General features: G+C 53.6%; 2 protein-coding genes. Both read left to right on the top strand.

Translation table 11 applies throughout. From position 1 onward, the window contains the following. The first annotated feature begins 305 nt into the window (after nucleotides 1–305). Nucleotides 306–764, top strand: coding sequence for a hypothetical protein (locus AB3X89_RS39885; RefSeq protein ID WP_368588016.1), 459 nt, complete (start codon nucleotides 306–308; stop codon nucleotides 762–764). Between the two features lie 149 nt (nucleotides 765–913). Next, entirely contained in the window at nucleotides 914–1,045 is a 132-nt protein-coding gene (locus AB3X89_RS39880; RefSeq protein WP_368588015.1) for a hypothetical protein, read from the top strand. The last annotated feature ends 32 nt before the right edge of the window (nucleotides 1,046–1,077 follow it).

Raw genomic sequence — 1,077 nt, 5'->3', positions numbered from 1 at the left:
ACTAGCAACCACTTGATGGCATTATTCAATGCTGGCTTCATGAAGTTGCGCTTTTACACAACCCGGAGCATCTTTGCAATACCCCCATCCGGACAAAGCCGTGAGACGGTAAGCTCCGTCGCGGGATCGGTAAGGGGAAGGAGTTCCCTCGCGAACGCGCGATACCATCTCGAGCACTTCGCCCCTCGGGCCATCACTTCGCCGTGCGCATCTTTCCATGCGGGGCCCTTCATCATCATTGGTGCCTTCACCGGATAACCGCTGAAATCTCCCGGAAACCACAACCAGTTGAGAGAGGAAAAACAATGGCGATGATCGAGACTAATCCGCGAGAAAACGCTCAGTTGACGTTTACTGATCCCTACACACAGTCGGACTGCGAGAGTGTCAATGCCAGTCAGGACCGGATTGCCGCAGACATACTGCGATTGTTGGATGACATAGCTGCAGCATCAGGAGAGGGCTCGGGCGATGACAAAGCTGCAGCATCAGGTGAAGAAAAGATGACCCCGGAACACGCGGCAGGCACGCTTAGTTCTTATATGGGGAATAACGGCTGGGAGAGAATGGAGGCTGGCGGTTTATATTGGCTCGCAGAAAACACCGACGGTAACGTACCGCCAGATGTCTCAAAGGCCGCGAAATTCATGATGCAAAACCCAGACGTATTTCGACAGATCGAAACGCACGAACGAGGAACCATCGATGGCGTAGCCAGTGGTGGGGAGCTCAACTGGGCCGCAATGGGCGGGCTGAGGAGTTAGTAAGCAACCAGCGGATCGAGGGTTTTGCGAGGTTCTGTCGCAGTAAGAGCGAGTAGGCCAAGTCTGATATAGTATGGATTCCTTATCCATCCAGTGCATAGAATTGCTGCGCGCGAGTTTGTCCAGTCGGCAATTTACTCGCTCTTTGCATGAGTATTCCCCTATATTTCGGCGATATCGCCGGTCAGCTTCCTTATTGCGACAGTACCCTCGCCGGCGCGCTCATCCATGAACTGCTTTTCGAGTCGTCGATGAGCTTGACCGGGCTCGACGTGAGTTAGATTTTCGGCTTGTTGGCGTTTTCACCTTCGGG

The sequence above is a fragment of the Paraburkholderia sp. BR14320 genome (assembly GCF_040948665.1).
Classification (GTDB): domain Bacteria; phylum Pseudomonadota; class Gammaproteobacteria; order Burkholderiales; family Burkholderiaceae; genus Paraburkholderia; species Paraburkholderia youngii.
Note: the sequence above shows the minus strand (reverse complement) of the source record. Positions and strands in the feature narration are given on the sequence as shown.